General features: G+C 48.9%; 14 protein-coding genes and 1 tRNA gene. 6 read left to right on the forward strand and 9 right to left on the reverse strand.

Translation table 11 applies throughout. The features are described from left to right. Positions 1-186 precede the first annotated feature (186 nt). The 3 genes from ABWH99_RS02430 to ABWH99_RS02440 all read right to left on the reverse strand — a co-directional run bounded on the left by ABWH99_RS02430 (position 187) and on the right by ABWH99_RS02440 (position 2206). Positions 187-903 carry a DUF4412 domain-containing protein gene (locus tag ABWH99_RS02430; protein ID WP_375584727.1) on the reverse strand — a complete coding sequence of 239 codons (717 nt, stop codon included), beginning with the start codon at positions 901-903 and terminating at the stop codon, positions 187-189. 190 nt (positions 904-1093) lie between these two features. Beyond that, complete coding sequence (locus tag ABWH99_RS02435; protein ID WP_375584728.1) at positions 1094-1594, reverse strand: pyridoxamine 5'-phosphate oxidase family protein; 501 nt, start codon at positions 1592-1594, stop codon at positions 1094-1096. Between the two features lie 536 nt (positions 1595-2130). Further along, positions 2131-2206, reverse strand: a tRNA-Lys gene (locus tag ABWH99_RS02440). 110 nt (positions 2207-2316) lie between these two features. Here ABWH99_RS02440 and ABWH99_RS02445 point away from each other — a divergent pair. Further along, the gene (locus tag ABWH99_RS02445) at positions 2317-3042 is read left to right on the forward strand and encodes a hypothetical protein (RefSeq protein ID WP_375584729.1); all 726 of its coding nucleotides are present in this window, start codon (positions 2317-2319) and stop codon (positions 3040-3042) included. Here ABWH99_RS02445 and ABWH99_RS02450 read toward each other — a convergent pair. From ABWH99_RS02450 to ABWH99_RS02470, 5 genes are all read right to left on the reverse strand, one after another. Next, complete coding sequence (locus tag ABWH99_RS02450; RefSeq protein ID WP_375584730.1) at positions 3031-3657, reverse strand: LON peptidase substrate-binding domain-containing protein; 627 nt, start codon at positions 3655-3657, stop codon at positions 3031-3033. The two genes, ABWH99_RS02445 and ABWH99_RS02450, sit on opposite strands and share 12 nt — an antisense overlap. Before the next feature lie 138 nt (positions 3658-3795). Continuing rightward, positions 3796-4500, reverse strand: a complete 705-nt coding sequence (locus ABWH99_RS02455; RefSeq protein ID WP_375584731.1) for a hypothetical protein — start codon at positions 4498-4500, stop codon at positions 3796-3798. 133 nt (positions 4501-4633) lie between these two features. Further along, a complete protein-coding gene (locus ABWH99_RS02460; RefSeq protein ID WP_375584732.1) occupies positions 4634-5194 on the reverse strand; it encodes a gluconate 2-dehydrogenase subunit 3 family protein in 561 nt (186 codons plus the stop codon). 28 nt (positions 5195-5222) lie between these two features. Then, the gene (locus ABWH99_RS02465) at positions 5223-6902 is read right to left on the reverse strand and encodes a GMC oxidoreductase (RefSeq protein WP_375584733.1); all 1680 of its coding nucleotides are present in this window, start codon (positions 6900-6902) and stop codon (positions 5223-5225) included. Positions 6903-7029: 127 nt separating this feature from the next. Beyond that, a complete protein-coding gene (locus tag ABWH99_RS02470) occupies positions 7030-8310 on the reverse strand; it encodes an MFS transporter (protein ID WP_375584734.1) in 1281 nt (426 codons plus the stop codon). A gap of 237 nt (positions 8311-8547) precedes the next feature. Between ABWH99_RS02470 and ABWH99_RS02475 the strand changes: the two genes are divergently transcribed. The 4 genes from ABWH99_RS02475 to ABWH99_RS02490 are packed head-to-tail and all read left to right on the forward strand — an operon-like array spanning position 8548 to position 11972. Further along, a complete protein-coding gene (locus tag ABWH99_RS02475) occupies positions 8548-9714 on the forward strand; it encodes a Gfo/Idh/MocA family protein (RefSeq protein WP_375584735.1) in 1167 nt (388 codons plus the stop codon). Positions 9715-9728: 14 nt separating this feature from the next. Beyond that, positions 9729-10784, forward strand: a complete 1056-nt coding sequence (locus ABWH99_RS02480; RefSeq protein WP_375584736.1) for a sugar phosphate isomerase/epimerase family protein — start codon at positions 9729-9731, stop codon at positions 10782-10784. A 17-nt stretch (positions 10785-10801) separates the two neighbouring features. Continuing rightward, positions 10802-11230 carry a c-type cytochrome gene (locus ABWH99_RS02485; protein ID WP_375584737.1) on the forward strand — a complete coding sequence of 143 codons (429 nt, stop codon included), beginning with the start codon at positions 10802-10804 and terminating at the stop codon, positions 11228-11230. Between the two features lie 4 nt (positions 11231-11234). Continuing rightward, positions 11235-11972 (forward strand): DUF1080 domain-containing protein, encoded by a 738-nt coding sequence (locus tag ABWH99_RS02490; protein ID WP_375584738.1) that lies wholly within the window; start codon positions 11235-11237, stop codon positions 11970-11972. 329 nt (positions 11973-12301) lie between these two features. On the opposite strand, the gene ABWH99_RS02495 is transcribed toward ABWH99_RS02490, so the two are convergent. Continuing rightward, entirely contained in the window at positions 12302-14536 is a 2235-nt protein-coding gene (locus ABWH99_RS02495; protein ID WP_375584739.1) for an NADP-dependent isocitrate dehydrogenase, read from the reverse strand. Positions 14537-14696: 160 nt separating this feature from the next. Between ABWH99_RS02495 and ABWH99_RS02500 the strand changes: the two genes are divergently transcribed. After that, on the forward strand, positions 14697-15239 hold the full coding sequence (locus tag ABWH99_RS02500; RefSeq protein WP_375584740.1) for a CAP domain-containing protein: 543 nt from the start codon (positions 14697-14699) through the stop codon (positions 15237-15239). The last annotated feature ends 368 nt before the right edge of the window (positions 15240-15607 follow it).

Here is a 15607-nt window from a genome sequence, read left to right on the forward strand (position 1 = left end):
AACGGATTTTTTACCCAAAACAGCTTCTTTACTAATTTAATACATTCGATCTATTGTCTTTTGGTGCTGACCAGGCGTTTGTCGGGACAAGGGATGCACTTGTTTTGGTCCCGGATCCGGTGTAAGGGTTTTTTGGGGCGGTATGAAAAAGGATAGGGGCAGCTGAAATACTGCGGGGGTTCTCATTTATTCGATGGTAGCGAGCTTGTGCCCCTCCTTGCTAAAGATCGATTCGTCTACGCTCTTCCGGAAATTGGTGAGGCGAATGGTAACGTTTGCTTTTCCTTTTTTGCTTGTCAGCGTCATTTCCAGCGGAAGTCCGCTGACCTTGAATTGGTTAAATTGTTCCACTTCTTTTTGTGATTTTCCAGCACCTATGGCTTGGTAACTCAACAGCTGCGGCATGGAGAGTGGAATTTCGTCGGTCATCCAAAGTTCAGCGGAATAGTCACTGCTTTCCGTGAGCACTTTTCTGCAGGAATAGCCTTCGATTATTTTGGAATCACCCGAGGGGGTTTTCGCGGACTGAACGGTACTTCCCGCAGGCGGGAAAGCATGCCGCATGCCGGGCCAATACTGTTCGTTCATTGGCAAGACATAGCCTCCTTTATTGCCCTGCATTTCAAAAAGCCCGGTAATGGTTGAATCAGTAGGATTGATAACCAATCGCATATCGGGTTGATTATTGCGGGAATGAATCAGGACTGCAGTCTCCCGGATGCCAAAAAAATAGGAAATGGTATCGCTGCGGGTGGTACCATTGGGATAATCCTGACTGGCGATGAAATCAAAACTTCCGACAAATGTCCCTGCGGCTAGTTCGTGCGAATCCGGCGTCCTGGAAAAGATCAGCCAGGTTGAAAGGAAGGCTAGGGTGAAGGAAAAAGGAAAGAGGCCAGCCATTTTTTTGGAAGGATCAGGTAGTGAGTTAAAAATAATAAAACATCCACAAATTACAAAATTTAAAAGCGAAACATCAAAATATGAGCGGCAGTATGGTTGGTAAATCAGGAATCTATCCAAACATTCATCCGGAGGAGCCCTCTACAAAACCCTCAGGGCATAGTCGTAGCGATTAGAGGAATTGGTACCGCTATTCCTTGCCAAACTTCTCATGCTTGCCCAAATCAGGGGTAGTCGCTGGTTTTATATTGGCTTTCGCGAGTTCGAAAATTTGAACCAAGGTGTTGTTTTTTGAATCCCAGTGTTCGCCTTTGCTGATTTTAATTTCTAGCATTGCCAGGTCGGGATCTTCTTTTCCGTTTTCAAACCAGGCAGCGACCCAGGGATTCCAATACCTATCGATCAACTCCTTGTCCTGCGTGACGGAGCCCTTTCCTGTCAACGATACGTACACGTTGTCTTTTGGATTACTAAAGGTTAGGCAGACGTCGGTATCGTTTGCGATTTCAAAGGCCTTTGCATCGCTCTTGGACGTGTAAAAAAATAAAGTGCCATCGTAGGCATCCTGTACAAGGCTCATGGGACGTCCCCTCATGCCTCCGCTATCTTCAGTTGTTTTGGTGACGAGCATCCCCACCTTAATGGGTTTTATCAGCTCCCAAATTAGTTTTTTGTGTTCTGGACTAGACATATGCGTTGTTTCTTTTTTTAAGATTCAATCAATGCCAGAGGACGGATCTACCTGCCTCCCTGGTAATTTTTCAATTCCTTTAAAAGAGAGCAAAACACATTCCAAAAATAAAGATACTCTTCAGGGGGAAAATCTGCCTCACCCGGGAAACAGGCATTCATTAAAAATAGCTTGCTGCAGGCCAGGTGGACAGCAGCTAATGAAATGTACACCGGGCATTTTCTTCACGGCTTGTCCTCCCGCTGGGGCTTCCCGAATCATCCTGCTGGCCAGCCCTGCTTCGGGATAAACTTCTAACTTTTTTAGCGTCGGTAGAAAACAAACAATAAATAAAAAGGCATTAAGAAATCGCGTCCAGCCCTGCAGCCGGGCCCAAGCCTAAAAATACCCACTGGGCATTTTCTTCACGGCTTGTCCTCCCGCTGGGGCTTCCCGAATCAGCCTGCTGGCCAGCCCTTCTTCGGGATAAACTTCTCGCCCAGACCGGGAGGTGTAAAAACAAAAAAACTTGCTCCGAAGAACAAGTTTTCTATTTATGGTGATCCCGCTGGGGCTCGAACCCAGGACCCTAACATTAAAAGTGTTATGCTCTACCAGCTGAGCTACGGAATCGAATGATGCCAACTACCTGCTTTTCAGCGCTTGATAATTTCAAAAGAAAACTTGGTTTTCCCCACGAGTTTTCCGTAATTGGACTGCAAATTTAAAGCACTGGATTGATAATGCCAAATCTTAGATGGATCTTTATTGTTTTTTTGTTGGCTTTTTCGCTGATTTCTCCCCAGAAGGCTGATTGTCAGGGGCAGAGCCTTTCCCTGCTTCAGGAGGCCGATAGCCTCTTTTCTCAAAAACAATACAAGGAAGCCTTGCAAATGTACGAGCAGATTCTGTACGAGGAGGAGACCTACTCGCCGGCTATGTTATTGAAGATGGGTTTTATCACGGAAGGCATGGGAGATTTTGGAAAAGCCTCTCTTTTTCTATCCAAGTATTACGACTACAACCCAAACCCCTCGGTGATCGATAAAATCAAGTCGCTGACGGACCAGAATCGACTGGAGGGGTACGAGATTTCCGATCAGGACCGATTCCTGTCTGTCATTCTCGATTACAAGATGGAGTTGACGGCCTTTTTCGCGCTCTTGTTGGTTTTGTCCTTGATCATGATTTACCTCTCGTCGGCCAGGCAATCCCCCTTTCTGATTCCTGCATTTATCTTCTTGCTGCTGGTTTTTGTGGGGAATAACTTTACCGATCCTCCCGAAAAAGCGATCGTAACAGGCAGCCCTGTATTGATCATGGATGCACCCTCAGCTGCTGGTAATCTGGTGAAGCGGGTGGAAATGGGGCACCGGGTGACCATCCATTCCAGCGAGGATATCTGGTACCGAATTCGCTGGGGCAACCGGGATGCCTACATCAAGAAGTCCGACGTGTCAAAAATTTAATGGATCCAGGTATTTGAAATGACCGTTCATTTTGATGCGGTGTTTGGAAGCCTCAATCTCTTTGAGGATGGGAATCGCTTTATCCAAATGTGCGGCCAAAAAATCCAGTCGTTCCTCTTCGGTCTCAAGTTCCAGGAGTTGGTATTCTTGTTTTGGGCTTAGTCCCATTTTATGGGCGTAGGTAAAGGAAGTGAGTGGGGTAGTTTCCAGGTCCGCGGAAAATTGCATCCATTTAAACAGTTCTTCCAGCGATTTGCGAAAATCAGCCTTTTTTTCCAGGGAGGCGTCCAGCTGCAGTGGGACGAAGGATACCTTCCCGCCCGCATACAGTTTCCCCTGCATGGGGTTTTCAAATTCCAGGATCTTAAACGTGCGCAAGCCTCTGGTTTTGATGTCGAGTCTACCGTCATCGTACCTGGTGGTAATCTCAAGCAGGGATACTTCCGTACCCACCGGCATTAGTTTATCCAGAAAGGTGCAAATGCCAAAAGTCTTCCCAAGCTGGAGACAATCGTTGATCAATTGTTTGTACCGGGGCTCGAAGATATGGAGGTTAAGATTTTCCTCGGGAAAAGCGATGAGTTTTAAAGGAAATAGGGGCAATTCTTGCGTCATGGTCTACCTGTTTGAATCCAGCGATGGAAGGGTTGAGTCTTTTAAACTCCTACCTGAGCGGATGGTTTTGTCCCCTTGACACTATCCGGCTTTCTTACGGTGCAAGCGGTCCGCCCGCTGTTTCAGCTGTCGCATCCATTAATTTTCCTCCGTCGAGGATTCTTCCGCTGTTTCGACCATGGAAAGGATTTCTCCGGGAGATAGGTAAAGGGTTTCGATTTTCTTTTTGTAGTCCAGCGGGATTTTTTCGTGGTTCAGTACAAAGTTTTTTGTAGCGATAATTTTCTCCCCCAGCCCGTAGGCAACCGCATAGCTGTCTGCTGCGATCTCTGCCTCCGAAAGGAAGGTATTCGATAGGTAATATTTGACGCCGAAACCTAGTAAATTGACGGCACTTCTATCGAGGTAGTCTTTGATGTGCCCAAGTTCGTGGCCAATCCATCCCAGGAGTACGTCCCTGGGCAGGCTTTCAATTGGCAGCGCTTCGTCCTCCAGGACAAGGTGCCGGCTGATTTTGATGCGATAGGCTCTGTTTTGCTTGTTTTGAAAAAGGAGCGAGGAGATCTTGGGTTGCGCTTGCATTACAGATCCGTGTATTGCGTTTTTAAACTGAAAATCTATTTTCGTAGGTATCAGGTCCGGAAAATAGGACAGGGCTTCCAGTGCCACCTGCCGGATTTCTTGAGGAATGGTTTTGTTTGCAGAGAACCGTTCCAGGTCTTCGGAGTGGACGCTGGCTGCGGGCGGTGGGGTTATGGGCTCGTTTTTGTTGATCAGATCGCTGAAATTGTATGTCAAAAGAAAATGAAGCGAAAAAAGGGCGTTCAGAACAAAATAGGTCATGTAAGCAGCGTAATTTTTACCCTCAGTATACCAATAATCACGTTCCTATCCAACAAATGCTCCGAATAAAACCAAAAAACCCACCAGTAAGGTGGGCTTTTGGTAGCTTTGGAAAACGACAAACCGGGGTCGATCAGATGGCCCAGGCTTTGTCTCCCTTTTTGTAGTCGATGCAGGGATCGTACCTGCCGGGTGTCTCGATAAAGCGCAGTGCCTGGGTGGCGCCCACTTCCGATGTAAAGTAGCCCAACAGGGTCAGGTCTTTGATCATCAGAATGTAATTGGGAGTCGAATCTCCCTCGCTCATTTTTTTCATGGCCGCTTTGTTCAGTTGATTCAGGAAGGCCGTGCGTTCGTCCACCGAGGCATCCATAAACGCCTTTCCGGTTTCGGATTTAAAATCGGCCTTGAGGCTGTTCAATCCGTTAATGAACGTTTTTTGCTGTTCCTCGGTATAGGTGTCTTTGACCATCATGGCCATGAAGGCACCAATGCCGGCAGCTTTCGCTCCCGGGGTGTCGGTTTCCGGAATAATGGCTTCACCGATTTCATCCATATAGGCCAGTTCCTCTTCGGAGAAGTCCAGGCCTTCAATTTGTTTTTCAGGGGCACAACCGGTGAGGATCACGTTGGCTCCCACCATGGTGCCTCCCATCATGAGTACCACACTTTTCAGGGCCTCTCGTCTATTCATTGCATTCATGTCGATTTCTTTTTGGGTATTACAAATTACCTTTCTTTAGTTCCTTCACGGCGAAGTCAGCCGCACGGGCGGTCATTGCCATGTAGGTAAGGGAGGGATTTTGTGCGGCTGCGGAAACCATGGCGGCACCGTCGGTTACAAACACATTCTTGGCATCCCAAACCTGATTGTTCCCATTCAACACGGAGGTTTTGGGATCCCTTCCCATCCGGGCCGTTCCCATTTCGTGGATACCCTGTCCGAAGGTGTATCCCCTGTCATAGGTAGAGACATTTTTTACACCGGCCGCTTCCAGCATCTCTGCCGCGTCGTTCATCATGTCTACCCGCATTTTCTTTTCGTTATCCCGTATCTCCGCACTCATTTCCAATACGTACATGCCCCACTTGTCCTTTTCGGTCTTGCTGAGCTTGATGGTGTTGTCGTGGTAGGGAAGGATTTCTCCGAAAGCCGTCATTCCGATGGACCATGCGCCTGGTTCGGTGAGTTCCGCTTTCAGGGGAGCACCAAAATCCAGTTCGGCCACCGTTCGGCTCCAGCCTTGTCTACTGGCACCGCCCTGGTAGCCAAAGCCTCGTACATAATCCCGGCTTTCATTTCCAGTATTTCGGTATCGGGGTACATAAAAACCTCCCGGACGTCTACCAAAATAATACTTGTCTTCGTATCCTTCGACGGTGCCGTTGGCCCCCAGGCGAAAATGGTGATCCATTACGTTGTGACCCAATTCTCCAGAACTGCTGCCCAGGCCCTCCGGCCAAATATCCGTCGCGGAACGCATCAAAACGGCTGTCGAGTTAAACGCATAAGCGCAAAGAAATACGATTTTGGCGTCAAATTCATAGGTTTGGTTGGTCTCTCCGTCCAAAACTTCTACGCCGGTGGCTTTTTTGGAATCCTTGTCGTAAATCACCCGGGTGACGATCGACCAGGGCCGTAGTGTCAGGTTGCCCGTAGCAACGGCCGCGGGAAGGGTAGAAGACTGGGTACTAAAATAGCCGCCGAACGGACATCCCAGGGAACACTTGTTCCGGTATTGGCATCCGGGTCTGCCCGGCAGGGGTTGCGTAATGTTCGCTACCCGTGCGTTGGTCATCACCCGGGAACCCTTGAAATGGTCTTTTATCCGATCTGCGATGTCTTTTTCTACGCAATTAAGTGGGATGGCCGGCATAAACTCTCCGTCAGGAAGGATGTCCAGTCCGTCGCGGTTTCCGGAAATGCCTGCAAATTTCTCCACGTAGCTGTACCAGGGAGCCAGGTCGTTGTACCGAATGGGCCAGTCCACCGCAATGCCTTGTTTGGCATTGGCTTCAAAGTCGATATCGGCCCAGCGATAGCTTTGCCTGCCCCAAAGCAGGGATCGCCCGCCCACCTGATAGCCGCGGAACCAGGTAAACGGTTTCTTTTCAATGTAAGGCGATTCGTCCTCGTGTGCCCACCAGTCGAGATTCAGTTCGTTCAACACGTAATCCCGACGTAGGTTCGGGTGGTTTTCCAACATTTCAATCGTTCTTCTCCCTCTATGTGGTATTTCCCAGGGAGCTTTGGTAGCATTTTTATAATCCTGCACGTGTTTTACGTCCGGACCTCTTTCCAACAGAAGAACTTTTAGTCCCTTCTCCGTGAGTTCCTTTGCCGCCCATCCGCCGCTGATTCCAGACCCAACGACAATAGCGTCATAACTTTGATTGGCCATATACTTTACTTGTTTATTTTAGGTTGTGCAATTATATTGATATTTTCAAAGAAAACGTTAGATTTTTTCCATTTCCTCTTTTTCCATTTCTCAATTTATAATTGCTCTAAATTAGGTTTATTTATTTCTACTCTAAGGATAACTTACTGGATTCCTGAATGTTTTTCTCCTGCTTTCGCAGGGCATTGGCTTTTCGAAAATCGTTGTCCGTAAAGAAAAAGGTAAACAGGATCGTAACAAGCAGGGCAATCCCGGAAGGAATCAGCCAAATGTTCTCCCACTGGTGTACGGTACCATCAAAATACAGGTCTGACACGATGCCAGCGATCCAAAAACCGATCAGCATTCCGATGCCGTAGGTTGCTAGCGTAATCAACCCCTGTGCGGCGCTTTTGTACCGCGGCCCGGCTTTGGAGTCGGTGTAGATTTGTCCCGATACGAAGAAGAAATCGTAGCAAATGCCGTGCAGGGCGATGCCGATAAGCAAGAGATAGGTGCCCTCACCCGCATCTCCGAATGCAAACAGCACGTAGCGTACTACCCAGGCCAACATGCCGACTATCAGTGTGACCTTTAGCCCAAACTTTCGGAAAAAGAAGGGCATGAGAAGCAGAAAAAGTACTTCCGAAACCTGTCCAATCGTCATTTTTCCGGTTGGATTGGCAAGCCCCACTTCCGATAAAAACGGATTGGCGTTTTGATAATAAAAAGCCAATGGGATGCAAATGAGGACGGAGGACACAAAGAATATAGCGAAATCCTTGTCTTTAAGGAGTTTCAGGGCATCCAGGCCCAGCAGGTCGGACAGGGTTTGTTTTCCCGCACGCTTGGTAGCGGGAGGCGTAGCCGGCAGGCTCAACGCAAACAGGCCCAATACCACCGATGAAATAGAGGCCATCAGAAATGTATTGCGCAGCGCGCCTTCGCCGATGGCTCCCGGACTGTCCCACACAAAGAAATAACTGATCATCAGACCCGAGGCAATCCAGCCGATGGTACCCCATACCCGAATGCTACTAAACTCGGTGGAGGGGTCTTTCATTTGGCTGAAGGAAACCGAATTGGCCAATGCAAGCGTGGGCATGTAAATAAGCATGTATACCAGTACAAAGGGGTAAAACGCGGTGAAACTTTCCGCTTGATACATCAGGTACATCAGTACGGCTCCGAGTAAGTGCAGCACGCTAAGAATTTTTTCTGCATTGAAGTACCGGTCGGCGATTAGTCCTATTATAAAAGGAGCGATGATGGCACCGAATGACTGGGTAGAAAATGCTGCGGCGAGCTGTGCCCCGTTGGCTTCCAGGTTATTTCCCAGGAACGTACCCAGGGTCACGTACCAGGAGCCCCAGACAAAAAACTCCAAAAACATCATCAGGGAAAGCTTAAATCGGTTGGCAGTTGTCATGGTAGGTCGAATTATGTTTTTTGTCTGTTGAAAAGCGGTAGGTACCGACCTTCAAACTATTCTGGGAAATATTTAAAATTAAGCCAATTTAATGTAAATTTATCACTTCAGAAAGTAAGGAAACCAATAAACCGGGCCGTACTCAGGTTCGGTAGGGGACCTTGATTTCGCCTATTCCCTTAGAAATATAGACGTTATACTGGAACTTTAAAAACCAAAAAACCAAAGATTGGACGAATGAGCAACAGAAAACTTAAAATGGGCATGATCGGTGGCGGACCGGGCTCTTTTATCGGAGCCGTACACCGGATATCCGCAGCAATGGACGGCATGATCGAATTGGCTGCAGGAGCGTTTAGCAGCAGCCCGGAGAAATCCGCTGAAACGGGTAAGGAACTGTTTTTGCCTGCAACGCGGGTCTACGGCTCCTACGACGAGATGTTTGAAAAAGAAAAGCAGTTGCCAGAGGCAGACCGAATAGATTTCGTTGCCATCGTCACGCCCAACCACGTTCACTTTGATCCGACCAAAAAAGCGCTGGAAAATGGCTTTCATGTGGTATTGGACAAGCCCATGACCTTTAATTACGAGGAGGCGAAAACGCTCAATAAAATTATTGAGGAGACAGGCCTGCTGTTTTGCCTGACGCATACGTATACCGGGTACCCCATGGTAAAGGAAGCCCGACACCTGATTGCTTCGGGAGTCCTGGGAGAAATTCGGAAGGTGTACGTCGAATACCCGCAAGGCTGGCTGTGGACCAGCCTGGAAAAGACGGATTACAAACAAGCGATCTGGCGAACCGACCCCTCCAAAAGTGGCATTGCCAATTGCATGGGGGACATCGGTACCCATGCCTTTAATCTGGCGGAGTACGTAAGTGGACTGAAGCTGACCAAGTTGTGTGCCGATCTGAACATCGTGGTGGAAGGAAGGACCCTGGATGATGACGGTGCAGTTCTGCTCAAATTTGATAACGGCGCTTCAGGTGTCTTGATGGCGACGCAAATAGCCACGGGTGCTGAAAACAATATCAAAATCCGAGTGTTTGGAGATAAGGCTGGTTTGGAATGGGAGCAAGACAATGCCAACACGCTGATCGTGCGACACCCCGAAGCACCCGATCAGGTGTATCGGACCGGAGGCAATATTCCCTATTTGTCTTCCTGGTCGATGGAAAATCTCCGGACCCCAGGCGGGCATCCGGAAGGCTACCTGGAAGCATTTGCCAACCTTTACCGTAATTTTGCCCGCTGTCTGTACGCGCGCAAAAATGGAGAGACTCCCAAAAAAGAATGGGAAGATTTCCCCGGCGCGGAAGATGGACTGCGCGGCATGGCCTTTGTAGAACATGTCGTGAAAAGTGGGAAATCTAATGAAAAATGGACTAAATTTGAACTTTAAAACAACGAACCCTTATGAAAACCATTAAAGGACCCGCCTTATTTTTGGCTCAATTTGCGGACGATACCGCACCTTTTAATAACCTGAAAGACATTTGTACCTGGGCAGCAAGCATTGGCTACAAGGCCGTTCAAATTCCGACCTGGGATGCCCGGTTGATAGACCTGCAGCGGGCGGCAGAGGACATGGAATATGTGAACGAAATCAAGGCTACCGTTAAAGAGGCCGGTGTAGAGATTTCGGATTTTTCCACCCACCTACAGGGGCAATTGGTGGCTGTTCATCCTGCCTATAACGAACTATTCGACGCTTTTGCGCCGGCGGAATTGGCTGGGGATCTGAAAGGAAAGCAACAGTGGGCTACTCAGCAATTGATGTGGGCTGCCAAAGCTTCAAAAAATTTCGGGATGACCACCCACGCATCGTTTAGCGGCGCATTGATGTGGCATACGGTGTATCCCTGGCCCCAGCGTCCCGCAGGTCTGGTGGAAACCGGCTTTGAAGAACTAGCCAAACGATGGTTGCCCATCCTGGACGAGTTTGATAAACAGGGAGTGGATGTGTGCTACGAGCTACATCCCGGAGAGGACCTGCACGACGGAGTCACCTTCGAGCGCTTTCTCGAAAAGGTAAACTACCACAAAAGAGCCAATATCTTGTACGATCCCAGTCATTTTGTTTTGCAATGCCTGGACTATTTGGAGTTTATCGACATTTACAAAGACCGTATCAAAATGTTTCACGTCAAAGATGCGGAGTTCAATCCTACCGGACGTCAGGGTGTCTATGGCGGTTATTCCAGCTGGGTAGAACGCGCCGGGCGGTTTCGTTCCCTTGGTGACGGGCAGGTGGATTTCAATGCCATTTTCAGCAAGTTATCACAGTATGATTTTGATGGATGGGCCGTGTTGGAATGGGAATGCGCTTTGAAGCACCCGGAAAACGGTGCTATTGAAGGTGCCAAATTCATTAGTGAAAAGATCATCCGGGTAACCGAGAAAACCTTTGATGACTTTGCTTCTACGGGAGCAGACGAGGGATTGAACAAAAAAATATTAGGAATCAATTAATCTATTTATAACGAACAATGAAATTAAATCTTAAATTAAGCCTGGCCCTCATTGCCGGATCAATGATGGCTGTATCCTGTGGTGGTTCTGGTAACAGCTCGGAATCTGCTTCTTCTTCTAGCGCGCCTGCTGCACCGGAACCGGTGAAGGAAATCAGCCTGGAGGAAAAGTACAAAGACGATCCCATTTTTATCCGTGGTGTGGAGTTGATGAAGCAAAACGACTGCCCGAGTTGCCACATGATCGAACGTAAAATCGTCGGGCCTTCCTACGCGGACGTAGCTGCCAAATATGAAACGACGGAAGAAAACGTGGAAATGCTCGCCGGACGCGTGATCGCAGGGAACGTTGGAGTCTGGGGAGAAATTCCCATGCCGGCGCATCCGGCTTTGTCTGAAGACGATGCCAAGGACTTGGTTCGCTACGTACTCTTGCTAAAGAAATAAGAAGATGAGAAAACTACCGCTGTCGTTGGCGTTGGGTTCGCTGTTGGTTTGGGGCTGTGGCCCCGGAACCCAGGAAAATACCGCCTCTGACGAACAAATCGAAGAAATTATCGTGACGGAAGAAGAATGGATCAGCCTTTTTGATGGCAACAGCCTTACCGGCTGGACAGGATACGGAAAAGATCAGCCTGGAGAGGCCTGGGAGGCGGCAGACGGTGTACTGTACTTTAATTCGGAAAAGAAAAAAGAAGGTGCTACCGGAGGAGATTTGGTGACCCGAGATACCTATGAGGATTTTCACTTTCAGATCGAATGGAAGATTTCTGAAAATGGGAACAGTGGCATCATGTTTCACGTGCAGGACAATGGAAATTACGGCGCTCCCTACCATACGGGTCCGGAATACCAGTTGCTCGATAACGACGGCCACCGCGACGGGCAGATCGTGACCCACCGCACCGGGGACTTGTACGACCTGATCGAATCCTCCGAGGAGGCCGCCAAACCGGTAGGAGAGTGGAATCTCACGGAAATCAAAGTTCAAGATGGGCAACTGCAGTTCTTTCTGAATGGTGTAAAAACAGTGGAAACCACACTCTGGGACGATGCCTGGAAGGCCATGGTTGCCGATAGTAAATTCAAGCAATGGGAGGATTTTGCTACCTTTAAGGAAGGTAAAATCGCCTTGCAGGATCACAATGACGATGTCTGGTTCAGGAATATCCGGATTAAAAGATTGTGATAGTAGTTAGTATAAGCAAAAAAAGCCGCTGATTAAAGCGGCTTTTTTTTGGGAATGAAAGGTATATTTCTCGATCGATTTTCTATTTTGGTAGTAAATCCCCCTGTTTCCCCCTTGGTAAGGGGGATTTGGATACGTTTGAATTTACGGATACGGAATCACGATAGAGTTCCTTCAGCCCGTTGGATTGGATAAAATCCAGCTTGAAAGCAGCCTTACCGCTATTCCCCCTTTTCAAGGGGGCGAGGGGGGTTTTTTCGCGTATTTTTACAAAAGCAAAAAGCCGCTGATTTCAGCGGCTTTTTTTAAGTAAGGTGTAAGTAATTAAACTAAGCGACAATGGATTCCAGTATCTTATTCAACGTAGCACTGGGCCGCATCAATTTGGAGGTCTTTTCCCCATCGGGCCGGTAATAGCCACCGATATCCATGGGCTTGCCCTGCGCTGCGATCAACTCCTCATTGATGGCTTGTTCTTTTGCTACCATCTCCCTGGCTACGGGACCAAATATTTTTTTCAAGGCTTCGTCCTCGTCCTGATTGGCCAGGGCCTCCGCCCAATACATCGCCAGGTAAAAATGACTGCCCCGGTTGTCTATTTCATTGACTTTCCTGGAGGGAGACTTTCCATTTTCCAGGAACTTCGCCGTGGCCTGATCCAGGGTTTTCCCCAATACCTTGGCCCGCTTGTTAGCGAAGGTATCTCCCAGGTGGTCCAGGGAGACGGCTAGCGCCAGAAATTCACCCAGAGAGTCCCAGCGGAGATGCCCTTCTTCCACAAATTGCTGCACGTGCTTGGGAGCGGAACCACCGGCACCGGTCTCAAACAAGCCGCCCCCATTCATCAGGGGTACGATGGACAGCATCTTGGCACTGGTACCCAACTCCAGGATTGGAAACAAGTCCGTCAGGTAGTCTCTCAAAACATTCCCTGTGACCGATATGGTGTCTTCTCCAGCTTTCAGGCGTTCCAACGAGAAGCGCGTGGCAGCTACCGGAGAAAGGATGCGAATGTCCAGCCCCTCGGTATCATGGTCTTTCAGGTACGTTTCTACTTTCTGTATCAGCTGAGCATCGTGTGCCCGGTCCTTATCCAGCCAGAATACGGCCGGTGCCCCGGTGGCTTTGGCACGGTTGACGGCAAGTTTCACCCAATCTTGTACCGGCGCATCCTTTACCTGGCACATTCTCCAGATATCTCCTTTTTCCACGGGGTGCTCCAGCAGTATTTTTCCGCTATCGTCCGATACGGTCACGATGCCATCGGAGGCGATTTCAAAGGTCTTGTCGTGCGAGCCGTATTCTTCGGCTTTTTGGGCCATTAGTCCCACATTGGGTACGGAACCCATGGTGGTGGGGTCAAAGGCCCCGTTTTCCCTGCAGAAATCGATGGTTTCCTGATACACACCGGCATAACAACGGTCCGGAATGATCGCCTTCGTATCCTGCAATTGGTTGTTTTTGTTCCACATCTTTCCGCTGCTGCGGATCATGGCCGGCATGGAAGCATCGATGATTACGTCACTAGGCACGTGGAGGTTGGTGATGCCCTTGTCGGAATTGACCATGGCCAGGTCCGGACTGTCGGCATAGCAGGCCTCGATATCGGCTTCAATGGCTTTTCGTTTGTCTGCCGGCAATTTTTCCAGGGAGGCGATCAGGTCACCGAAACCGTTGTTTGGATCTACGCCCAATTCTTTGAGTGTTTCGGCGTGCTTTTCAAACACAGGCGCGAAGAATACCGTCACGGCATGGCCAAAAATAATCGGATCCGACACCTTCATCATGGTGGCTTTCAGGTGCAGGGAAAACAGGACCCCTTGTTTCCTGGCTTCGGCTTTTTGCTCCTGCAAAAACGCGCGCAGAATGCGGGTACTTAGCACGGCGGCATCGATTATTTCGCTCTCCTGCAATGCCAGCCCTTCTTTAAGGGTGGTGACCTTTCCATCGGCCTGGTGCAACTGAATGGATACACTGGTTGCGGCTGGGAGGGTCAGTGATTTTTCACTGCCGTAAAAATCCCCTTCGCTCATACTGGATACATGGGACTTGGATTCCGCTGACCATTTTCCCATGCTGTGCGGGTTTTTTCGGGCAAATTGCTTAACGGCTTGCGGTGCCCGGCGGTCTGAATTTCCTTCCCGCAATACGGGGTTCACGGCGGAGCCCTTCACCTTGTCGTATTTGCTTCGAATGTTTTTTTCCTGTTCGTTTTTGGGATCGTCCGGATAGTCCGGAAGGGCATAGCCCTGGGACTGCAGTTCCTTGATCGCAGCTTTCAACTGAGGGATGGAAGCACTGATGTTGGGGAGTTTTACGATATTGGCCTCCGGCGTTTTGGCGATATCGCCCAATTCTGCCAGTGCATCGTTGATCCGCTGATCGGGTGTTAAAAATTCCGGGAAGGTGGCGATGATTCTTCCGGAAAGGGAGATGTCCCGGGTCTCTACCACCACTCCAGCCGAATCCGTGAATGCTTTGATGATGGGCAATAAAGAGTAGGTGGCCAAAGCCGGTGCCTCATCGGTAAGGGTATAAAGAATTTTAGGGGTTTTGTCACTCATTATTTTTCGATTTCGTTAAAAATGAACGCCTGATTCAATTGAGGCGCTAAAATACGAAAAAAAACCGTATAAAAAGACCGATGGTACAGAATGCACCAATTTTGTGAGGGGATAACATTTGTGGGCCGGCGACGTTTATTCTTCCAAAAATGATGGCCAAATGATAGGGTATTTGATGCTTTTTTGGTGGGTTTGTGTCGGAGGCCTTGCACCCCGCAATCCGAGCCCCTTCCAGGATTCGCCGAAGGAAAAGGAACTTTTTGACGCAATCAATCGGTACCGGGAAAGCCGGAGCCTTCCTGCCGTCCCTTTTTCGGCGGCATTGAGCAAAGTTGCAAAAGTCCACGCACGGGACCTGATGGAAAACTACCGTCCCAACAAGCGCTGCAACATGCACTCCTGGTCCAGGGAAGGGCCCTGGACGGACTGCTGCTATACCGACAATCACAAGGACCCCAACTGCATGTGGGACAAGCCTAAGGAAATCGCCGGATACGATAGCCCCGGTTACGAAATTGCCTACTGGCACTCTGCCGCCGCCCAGCCGGAAGAGGCCCTGGAAGTCTGGAAAAAAAGCCCGGGTCACCATGCTGTCCTGGCCAATTTGCCACCATTTAATGCGGCCAACTGGAAAGCTATGGGCGTGGGAATCTATAAGGAATATGCGGTGGTCTGGTTTGGGGAGATGGAGGATATTCCTTAAATCCTTATCGAAAAAGAGCACTCCAAATAGCTCAGATTGATATAGATAAAGAATAGTTTTCTGGGTGAACTTTGCTACTTCACTCTGGTATTTTCGGAGTCTAAACAGATAAGAACCGCCCGAAAGCCATTTGCAATGGCTAAATGTACAAGCTTTCAGAAATGATTTCCCTAACGTTCTGACCATATACCCGGCATTGCAAATGCCTCAGTCGCTTAAGTTAAGTAATATAAGGGATGTAGATACAATCTACACCCAGTCAGGAAAAAAGAATTGAGACGGGGTGAAGACTGGTGCTGGGTGCAGTATGTCCTTTCACCCTGACACCTCCGAAGTTATAAACCGATAGGAGCCGCCCGAAAGCCATT

Source organism: Cyclobacterium xiamenense (assembly GCF_042140265.1).
In the GTDB taxonomy this organism is placed as follows: domain Bacteria; phylum Bacteroidota; class Bacteroidia; order Cytophagales; family Cyclobacteriaceae; genus Cyclobacterium; species Cyclobacterium xiamenense_A.

What these genes read in the sequence shown, in the direction of transcription:
- ABWH99_RS02430 (WP_375584727.1), bottom strand. Translation starts at nt 903, where the DNA reads ATGGCTGGCCTCTTTCCTTTTTCCTTCACCCTAGCCTTCCTTTCAACC.
- ABWH99_RS02435 (WP_375584728.1), bottom strand. Translation starts at nt 1,594, where the DNA reads ATGTCTAGTCCAGAACACAAAAAACTAATTTGGGAGCTGATAAAACCC.
- ABWH99_RS02445 (WP_375584729.1), top strand. Translation starts at nt 2,317, where the DNA reads ATGCCAAATCTTAGATGGATCTTTATTGTTTTTTTGTTGGCTTTTTCG.
- ABWH99_RS02450 (WP_375584730.1), bottom strand. Translation starts at nt 3,657, where the DNA reads ATGACGCAAGAATTGCCCCTATTTCCTTTAAAACTCATCGCTTTTCCC.
- ABWH99_RS02455 (WP_375584731.1), bottom strand. Translation starts at nt 4,500, where the DNA reads ATGACCTATTTTGTTCTGAACGCCCTTTTTTCGCTTCATTTTCTTTTG.
- ABWH99_RS02460 (WP_375584732.1), bottom strand. Translation starts at nt 5,194, where the DNA reads ATGAATAGACGAGAGGCCCTGAAAAGTGTGGTACTCATGATGGGAGGC.
- ABWH99_RS02465 (WP_375584733.1), bottom strand. Translation starts at nt 6,902, where the DNA reads ATGGCCAATCAAAGTTATGACGCTATTGTCGTTGGGTCTGGAATCAGC.
- ABWH99_RS02470 (WP_375584734.1), bottom strand. Translation starts at nt 8,310, where the DNA reads ATGACAACTGCCAACCGATTTAAGCTTTCCCTGATGATGTTTTTGGAG.
- ABWH99_RS02475 (WP_375584735.1), top strand. Translation starts at nt 8,548, where the DNA reads ATGAGCAACAGAAAACTTAAAATGGGCATGATCGGTGGCGGACCGGGC.
- ABWH99_RS02480 (WP_375584736.1), top strand. Translation starts at nt 9,729, where the DNA reads ATGAAAACCATTAAAGGACCCGCCTTATTTTTGGCTCAATTTGCGGAC.
- ABWH99_RS02485 (WP_375584737.1), top strand. Translation starts at nt 10,802, where the DNA reads ATGAAATTAAATCTTAAATTAAGCCTGGCCCTCATTGCCGGATCAATG.
- ABWH99_RS02490 (WP_375584738.1), top strand. Translation starts at nt 11,235, where the DNA reads ATGAGAAAACTACCGCTGTCGTTGGCGTTGGGTTCGCTGTTGGTTTGG.
- ABWH99_RS02495 (WP_375584739.1), bottom strand. Translation starts at nt 14,536, where the DNA reads ATGAGTGACAAAACCCCTAAAATTCTTTATACCCTTACCGATGAGGCA.
- ABWH99_RS02500 (WP_375584740.1), top strand. Translation starts at nt 14,697, where the DNA reads ATGATAGGGTATTTGATGCTTTTTTGGTGGGTTTGTGTCGGAGGCCTT.